Source organism: Bizionia saleffrena (assembly GCF_008086175.1).
Lineage (GTDB): Bacteria > Bacteroidota > Bacteroidia > Flavobacteriales > Flavobacteriaceae > Bizionia > Bizionia saleffrena.
Window position 1 is genome coordinate 1 of record NZ_VSKM01000054.1, and the last position, 735, is coordinate 735.

The window sequence follows — 735 nt, forward strand, 5'->3', positions numbered from 1 at the left end:
AACCACCGCTTAATGGTTTATGTGAAAGATATGCTAGTGGTAAATTATTACTAGAATATACTCCGATTTTTGGGAGTGCAGACGAATTAATCTGGACAAGAACCAACAACCAATTATATGGGGATACCACAGAGTGTAATGATGGTACACAAATGGACACTTCCGAATTTTTAATCCCTGAAACTATGGTATTAGTTAAACAATAAAGTATAACAAAGCTATAAATGACTTTACAAAGCCATTATGCAAGTAGTGGCTTTTTTTTGTGTGCAAAATTTGCGTTTTCACTCCAATTACGGTTTTTACCGTAATGAAAAGCGCAAATAAGTTGAGGTTTTCGATGAATGGTATAAAAAGGTATTGTGAGATTGTTATTATTATTATTATACACTTGCTTTTTAATAGTTAAAATCACTAATTTTTAAAACCAACGAAACGAATGAAAAAAAGAAAATGTAAACAGTATTTAAAACTAGTAATGTTGCTCTTCGGGGTTACATTCGTCTTATCTAGTTGCTAAAAAGATGATGTCGATTATTTGGACAATCAGGCAGACCTCGAAAAAACATCTAAGTATGCAATAGAAACCTTAACACATAAACAAGTAGAATCTAATGAGACCGTTTTTAAAGAATTACAAAAATTAGCACCAAAACTTAAAAATGGATCTGGCAACAGGTTAAATAGAGAAATTTATAATAGCGATTATGGGTTTACTATTAACACAGACTTTGT

At 31.2% G+C, this 735-nt stretch carries 2 protein-coding genes; both read left to right on the forward strand.

Annotated features, from left to right (window positions below):
- Positions 1-206, forward strand: a 206-nt coding sequence (locus ES676_RS14855) for a hypothetical protein (protein WP_170234475.1), incomplete at its 5' end; no start/stop codon positions are given.
- A 332-nt stretch (positions 207-538) separates the two neighbouring features.
- Positions 539-735 (forward strand): hypothetical protein (locus ES676_RS14575; RefSeq protein ID WP_148371053.1); only part of this gene is annotated, 197 nt, incomplete at its 3' end.